The sequence below is a fragment of the Paenibacillus sp. 01T422 genome, assembly GCF_056398785.1.
Window position 1 is genome coordinate 1 of record NZ_JBFTQB010000236.1, and the last position, 7485, is coordinate 7485.

At 45.4% G+C, this 7485-nt stretch carries 6 protein-coding genes; all 6 read right to left on the reverse strand.

Annotated features, from left to right (window positions below; all coding sequences use genetic code 11):
• A partial coding sequence (locus tag AC1DUA_RS15110) for a carbohydrate ABC transporter permease (RefSeq protein WP_477500556.1) occupies positions 1-459 on the reverse strand: 459 nt, incomplete at its 3' end.
• A 19-nt stretch (positions 460-478) separates the two neighbouring features.
• Positions 479-1411 (reverse strand): carbohydrate ABC transporter permease, encoded by a 933-nt coding sequence (locus AC1DUA_RS15115; protein ID WP_477500557.1) that lies wholly within the window; start codon positions 1409-1411, stop codon positions 479-481.
• A gap of 24 nt (positions 1412-1435) precedes the next feature.
• A complete protein-coding gene (locus AC1DUA_RS15120; protein ID WP_477500558.1) occupies positions 1436-3283 on the reverse strand; it encodes a GH32 C-terminal domain-containing protein in 1848 nt (615 codons plus the stop codon).
• A 186-nt stretch (positions 3284-3469) separates the two neighbouring features.
• Positions 3470-5083: a response regulator transcription factor gene (locus AC1DUA_RS15125; protein WP_477500559.1), complete on the reverse strand. Its 1614-nt coding sequence runs from the start codon at positions 5081-5083 to the stop codon at positions 3470-3472.
• Positions 5084-5091: 8 nt separating this feature from the next.
• Positions 5092-6846 carry a sensor histidine kinase gene (locus AC1DUA_RS15130; RefSeq protein ID WP_477500560.1) on the reverse strand — a complete coding sequence of 585 codons (1755 nt, stop codon included), beginning with the start codon at positions 6844-6846 and terminating at the stop codon, positions 5092-5094.
• Between the two features lie 161 nt (positions 6847-7007).
• The coding region (locus AC1DUA_RS15135) for an extracellular solute-binding protein (RefSeq protein WP_477500561.1) at positions 7008-7485 on the reverse strand (478 nt) is incomplete at its 5' end.

Here is a 7485-nt window from a genome sequence, read left to right on the forward strand (position 1 = left end):
CACGGATAACATCGAAGGTATAATCAGTGCTTTGTACGAGTTCAACCAGCCTAAATCATGCATCAACAAGTAGTTTGGCACGAGTGTTACCTCACCCGGAATAACCATCGCCGACATAAATAAAGCGAATACGATCGTTTTCAAAGGAAATCTAAGCTTCGCGAACGCAAAGGCCGCCATTGAATTGATGATCAGCACCAACATCGTTACGATGGTAGCTACCAGCAATGTATTCCAGATGTAGCGTAGGAACGGATTTCGTGCATTGAAAATGACGTTATGAAAGTTCTTCCACGTCCATTCTACGGGTACGACTAAGTGAATATTCAAAGATGTGTATTTGAAAAGCTCCTGGTACGGCCGGAAAGCCCCCGTAACCATCCATAGGATCGGAGCGACAGAAATGAGAGCAATCACAATCATCACGATCATGGTGACGATGTTCGTTAACCTTTTCAAAGCGAATCCCTCCTAGATGTTAATCATTGTCATTGCTAAATAGCTTCATTTGAATCAGCGAAATCGTCAGTACGATCGCGAACAACACAAAAGCCGCCGCTGTCGCGTACCCCATCCTCATTTGCGTGAAAGCCTGCTTATAGATATAGAAAACAACTGTCTCCGTTGAGCTATTCGGTCCGCCATTTGTCAATACGAAGACTAAACCAGAAAGCTTGATCGCATCGATAGTTGTCATGATGACAACGAAAGCCATTGTCCGATTGAGCAGCGGTAGTGTGATTTTGAAAAACTGTTGAATTCGTGATGCGCCATCCACTCTGGCTGCTTCATATAGATCCGGTGAGATATTGTTTAAACCTGCTAGGAAAATGATCATGAAGAACCCTGCCCCCTTCCAAATCCCGAGCACAATGATGCCGTTCATCGCGGTTTTCGGGTCCGATAAGAAGCTTGCAACTGGCAAATGCACCGCTTTGAGTACACTGTTCAGAAGGCCGAACTCTTTATTATAAATGAGCTTAAACACTGTAGCAGCCACCGCTGTTGATATAATAACAGGAATAAAATAAAGAGTTCGAAACAGACTGGCAGTCGCGGTTTTCTTCTGAATTAATAACGCAAGCCCTAGGGCTATACTCGTCTGAATCGGAATCACAATAATTGCAAAATAAAATGAATGCTTCAAGCTATTAAAGAAGGCACGATCCTTCATAAGGTGCACATAATTGTCCATGCCGACGAACACATCACCTGCGCCGACTAAGGAATAATTTTTGAAGCTGATTAAAAAAGCTTGAAGCATGGGATAAAAAACGAAGATTAGCAATAAGGCTATCGCCGGGAAAATAAACCAAAATGCAGTAGCTTGCTCATGCTTGCGAAAGCTGTGTGATTTTTTTTTGCTTGAGATAACAGTTTTCACTGTTTCCATCGTTTCTACAGTAGCCATCGATCATCTCTCCATTCCACTCTGTTACTTGCCATCGAAAACATATACTTGAAGTCTCGACACGATATTCCCATCCTGGCTTGTCGCCTTAATCTCAGCCTGCCCAGCCTTGACACCCTTGACCTCTGCACCATTGTTCGTCACAGAAACCGTCGCGATGTCTTCATCGCTGGACATCCACTTCAACTCCTGCTGTCCGCTGAGCGGAACGACGGAAGCTTCAACAGACTGTATGCCGTTCATAGGTACATCAAGCGTAGTTTTGTTCAGTACTACTCTTTGAGGTGTTGTGCTATTCACATCTTCCTTACGCCACACCGTCCCCATCGGATAAAACTGCGCTTTATCCAACGTAACGCTGCCTTTGGAAGCAGCCAGCTCCAGTCGATTACTCGTTGAATCAGGAAAGATCAGACTGGACACCACAGCTTCGCCATCATTGGCAAACACCTCAAGGCTGCCTTCATCTACGAAAAAGCGGAGCTTCAGCTTGCCATCCTTCAGCTTCAGCGGCGCCGACATTTGCTCGGCAAAGCCCTTCTCGAAGGAGTTGATACCCGAGTTAGTCCGGTCAATCGTTAGCTTCTCAGTTTCAGCATCGTAGCTAACTTTCGTTGCTTGATCGGTACCTTTGCGCAGCTGGAATTCAATCGAGCTATTTGGCTGAACAGTCAACTCCGAGTTGAGCTCATAGGCTGTTCCTTTTAGAGAATCAAAAGGATTACCTGCTGCGGTCAGTTGCTGCTTCTCAACCATCACTTCTTTTCCTCGCAGCTTCTGCAATTCTTGGATCGGTTCCTGAATTAAACGTAAGCCTTGATCAGGTATGTTCCTCAATCTCAGCTCACGCGGGATGGACATATTACCTTTCCAAGCCCCCGTCGGCATCGCAAACGGATAACGCCAGTTGGACATCCAACCCAGCCAAATACGGCGGCCATCTTTCGCTGGAATGTCTGAGTAGGAAACAGCGGCATAGAAATCCTTCCCGTAATCCGTCCACAACACATCTGAAGCTGGATTATCATTCTTGAAGGTATGCCCATCAAACGTACCGACGAAATATTGAGCTGTGGATCCTTTAGTCGTGTTATTACTGCCGATGCTAACCGCCAACACCCATTTCTTCGTTTTCGTGCCTTCAACAGGAAGTTCAAACAAGTCCGGACACTCCCAAACAGCCGCGTGCGAGCCTTGATCGCTTCCGAACTCACTTGCGAGCTTCCACGTTTTCAAGTCCGGAGAGGTATAGAATTGAACACGGTTATCTACTGATACCACCATGACCCACGACTTCGTCTGTTCATGCCAGATTACTTTGGGATCGCGAAAATCCTTCAGTCCCGGATTCGGTATCACCGGATTTCCATCATATTTCGTCCATATCCTGCCTTTATCCGTACTGTAAGCAATACTTTGCGACTGCAGTCCGCCTTTGAAATGTGTAAAAATCGCGACCAAGCCCGCTTTACCACCAAAGAAACCACTTGTGTTCTTCGTATCCACAACCGCGCTTCCCGACCAGATTTCCCCGAGGGAATCCCGAGCCAAAGCAACCGGAAGATGCTCCCAGTGAATCAAATCACGACTAACCGCATGGCCCCATTGACCGCTATTTTGATAGAATTGATGATATTCCCCTTCAAAATACACCATCCCATTCGGATCACTCATATTGCCCGTCTCCGGTGATAAGTGATATTGCGGTCGATATTTTTCTGTATAATAAGTCGGATCCTTCGCAAAAGAGATTGCTGCTACCTCCGCTGAGTCCTTCGATTTGCCATCACCTGTTACCAAAGCTGTCACTCCCCAACCCAGAAGTATGATCGCGGCGCTGCCTGCCACCCATAACCCTAATTTCTTCCTCATGGTTTCTCCTTCTGCTCGTTGTCTTTTTTGATGTATCGTTATTGTACCGAGTCAAAGAGATGAAAGATTTCAATATCATTGGGAGTTTGCTTATAAAATGATTGGTAGTATCGTGACATATTAGGGGCTCGTCAAGGAATTAAAAATACCCTCATCTGTTAGATGAGGGTAGATAACAAGATTCAGTTACTGCTTAACACGTACTTCCTCCCTGTACTCCTTCGGTCCTTTCCCATAAAATTTCTTAAAGGCCGTGCTAAAATAACTCGAACTAGAATATCCCACCAATGTAGCAATATCTGTTAGCTTGAGCTCACTTTCTTGCAGCAAAACTTCAGCCCTATTGAGTCTCAACCGCGTGACATAGTCACTGAAAGTCACTCCCACACTTTGCTTAAACAGTCCTGACAAGTACGTTTCATTCAGATGGAACATATCTGCAAGCGAGGCTAATGTAAGCTCATAGGAATAATTTTCATCCACATAGTTCCGAATAGCTTCCATCATTTGCTGACCACTCGAAAACCTAGTTTTCCTTACTTCCTCCATAACCAATTTCGCCATATCATGCAGTTGCTCGAGCACCTGCTCCCTAGAGAAATAATCCCTTACGGTCATTTGACAGTTCCAGAGATAGCTCTGTAAAGACGTATCCCCTAACTCAAATTTCTTCGCAATTGCATTAAACAAGAGAATAATGCGGAGCGTCAAAAAGGTGAATACAAACATCGGCGTATCTCGATCTGCAGAGAATATACTGTGCAGTTGCTTGGTAAAAGCAGACATATCAAGATTTTCAATGGTTTGCATCAGCTTTCTCTCAACCTCAGTTGAAAATCTGTGTGTCATAGCGAGCATATTCCTATCGGTTTCGGCTTTATCGGAATGAATCGTGGCTTGGCTCCAGGCCAGCATACTAGATGCGTAGCCATCTTTGAGCTGCCGCAAGCCATGAATGGGTTCGCCGATACCGAGCACGCAGTCTACTTTGAGGTAGGTTTGAATGTCCCGCTTCAACTTACGCACGAAGTCAGCCAGGAATCGTTCATACTCAGCATTTTGAACCAAAATAACAAAATGTATCATCGCAGGATGACTCATTGAATAGAAGGGATAGATGTGTTCCCATTTCTGGGCAGACTCCCGGCAAAGCATCTGAAAAGCTAAATAGAGCAAGTCTTTCCGCTCACTCCAATCGTCCAATCTCCCTGGAGGAATGCGCATCTCTACAGTGACAAACTGTGCATGAACGTCATCAACTGCTAATGCAGATAACTGTAGTTGATCCATACGTTCCTTCATCGTAGATACGCTAAACCATTCATCCTTCACCAGCTGCCAAAGAAGTTGCTCTTGCATCAACCCCAGTTGTTGGTGATTTTTGATATCCTCTTGGTCCTGCTCCCGGATGCGATTGCTATCTTCTTCCAATTCCGTGGCTAGCTTACCAAGAAGTGCGGTTAGTTCACTGCGAACCACGGGTTTGAGTAGATAATCCTTCACGCCCAGTTGAATCGCGGCCTTCATATATTCAAAATCCGAGTAACCCGAAAGCACAATGATGCGAAGCTCGGGGTGCTTTTCCTTACATGCGCTAACAAAAGCGATACCATCCATTTGAGGCATGCGCACATCGGTGATAATAACATCCGGCAACGCGTGCTTCTCCAGAAGCTGCAGCGCTTCCAGACCATTAGAAGCTTCCAAAGCGATTTCGAATCCGGCGGATATCCAATCGATTTTGGCTTTAATACTGTTCCGAACGCCGACCTCATCATCAATCAGCATGATTCTGTACATCTCGGTTGTCAGCTCCTTATCAGCGGCAGGATCAGATTCAGTTCCGTTCCTTCACCCAGCTTGGATTGCAGCTCTAATTGAAATTGTTCGCCATAATTCAGTCGACATCGTGATAACACATTTCGAAGCCCAATACTCTGCCCCTCGGTACTTAGAATCGCTACGGAATCACCTGACTTAAACTCTTCAAGTAGATTTTGTACTAAGTCAGGGGACATACCAATGCCATTATCCTTGACGGATATCAGCAATTTATCCTCCATCAGCTTCGTCCTAAGGGTAATCCGTGCGACCGCATCCTTTTCTAAGCTATACTTCACAGCATTTTCCGCTAGTGGTTGAATGATAAATTTGGCGATCAAGAAATCGGCTGCCGCGGGATCTTCCTCGGTCACAACCTGCAATCTCTCCTCATGTCTCAAATGCAGGATGAATAAATAATCCCTAATATAAGCCATTTCCTCTGCCACTCGTACCAAATCACTGCCTAGGTTGAGCGAATATCTCATCATTTTCCCCAAAGCTTCCGTCGCATCCATCACCAGGTCTTCCCGTTTCATAGCCGCCAGACCGCTAATGATTTCAAGCGTATTATTATAAAAATGCGGGTTAATTTGCAGCAGCAGCGCCTTGTATTCAGCATTTTTTCTACGTAAGTTCGTCTCGAACTCCGTCTCGATCAAATAGCGCAGCCGATGGGTCATCTGCTTGAAAACAGCCGTCACATAATTCACTTCACTATGACCCTCGCCGACCTTCGGCATCACTTGAAGCGCTTGATGAAATTCCCCACGCTCTACATGCTTCATTGCCCTACCCATCACACTTAGCGGTTTAGTTATACCTGCGGACAACCAAAAAGCGACAAGTACCGCAACAAATAGCAGCAAAAAGGTAACAACAAGCATCGTCTGTCGGATGTGAGTGATTTTTTCATATAACTCTGCTTCTGGCACACTTCCGATAATCGTCCAATTCTGTGCAGGCAGCTTGCGGAAAAAAAGCAGATTCGTCTCTCCCATAACATCCATAGGAAAGATTCCACTCGTATCTTCATTAAAGCGCGTATCAATTTGCTGAAGCCCCTTTTTGAGCATGTCCCCATCTTCAGACAGGTTTTGATCCAAAACACTATTGCCGTCGTGCGTCATCAAAATTACCTTCCCCGTCTTCCCCACATGGATCTTTTCAATGGCATTGCGAAGTAGGGTTGTCGGATAATTCACCTTAATAAAGCCCATATTTCTAAGGGACTGTAACTGAACAAGTGGAAAAATAAAGCTATTAATCGATCTCACTCGCATAAATTCATCCGACTGATCGATATCCTTGTGTGCAGCCGTCCAACGTTTGTTTTCTGTTATAAAAGCCTGAAACCACAAGCTGTTCTTGTACGATTTATCCTGTGTCCACACGCCCCCTGCATCCTCAGCAAACGCACTAATGGATATACCATTGGAGTTGTTCACCGCATAAGACGAGAAATACTCCCGCAATCGTTGCTTCGAAAGAACTCGTTCCTGAATCGTGCTATCTGGATTTAAGTGCACGGTCAGCCAATCCTGCGTCGTTCGAGAGCTTACCACTTGATTGCCTGTATCCTCGACTTGCGTAAGCAGCGTCCCTACATGTGAGGCGAATTGTTCAATTGTTTGAGAGGTTGAAGCTTCGATTGACGACTTGATCGTTTTGGCGGCTTCCTCGCTAAGTATATAGGCCAGTGTTGCAAAAGGGAGAAGCAGCAGAACCGAGAAAACCGCCATCAAACGGCTCCTCAATGAGAAAAACATGGTATCCCCCCGTTATTCTGAAATCTAGTCATTACATTTAAGTAACATTTCCTTATAATACCTCTGTACTGCTTAACAAAACAACGACAAAGAGACGATCACCGAAATGATTCGTCTCACTTATCTGGAGCTGATTACTTCTTCTGCTGTGCTAGGACATCTGCGTACGCTTTATCAATTGTCGCAATGGCCTCAGCAATGGACGCATCTATGTTTCTTTTGCCAATCGTGACATCCTCGAACATTTTGTTTACAGCATCCGACATTTGCGGGAAGATCGGGGTGATCGGACGTGGTCTGCCGTATTTTTGATTTTGAATAACGAAGATATTCTTCGGATACTCATTTAACTCTGGGAAAGCCTTAGCAGATGAATAACGGGATGGGATGTCCTTCGTCATGCCTGCATACGTTTTCTGTCCTTCTTCCCCAGTTACCCAGTTAATGAACTTCCACGCTTCATCTGGGTGCTTACTTTTCCCTGAAATACCGAGAGCCCAGCTACCGTTAGCTACTGCTTGTGCCGTTCCTTTGGGCAATGGAGCTATATCATAGTCTTCGCCCAGCTTGAAATTCGGGAATTTCTCCTTCAGATTAGCCAGGGACCACGAG

Excerpts from the sequence above, each read along its gene's own strand:
- AC1DUA_RS15115 (WP_477500557.1), bottom strand. The coding sequence starts at position 1,411 with ATGGCTACTGTAGAAACGATGGAAACAGTGAAAACTGTTATCTCAAGC.
- AC1DUA_RS15120 (WP_477500558.1), bottom strand. The coding sequence starts at position 3,283 with ATGAGGAAGAAATTAGGGTTATGGGTGGCAGGCAGCGCCGCGATCATA.
- AC1DUA_RS15125 (WP_477500559.1), bottom strand. The coding sequence starts at position 5,083 with ATGTACAGAATCATGCTGATTGATGATGAGGTCGGCGTTCGGAACAGT.
- AC1DUA_RS15130 (WP_477500560.1), bottom strand. The coding sequence starts at position 6,846 with ATGGCGGTTTTCTCGGTTCTGCTGCTTCTCCCTTTTGCAACACTGGCC.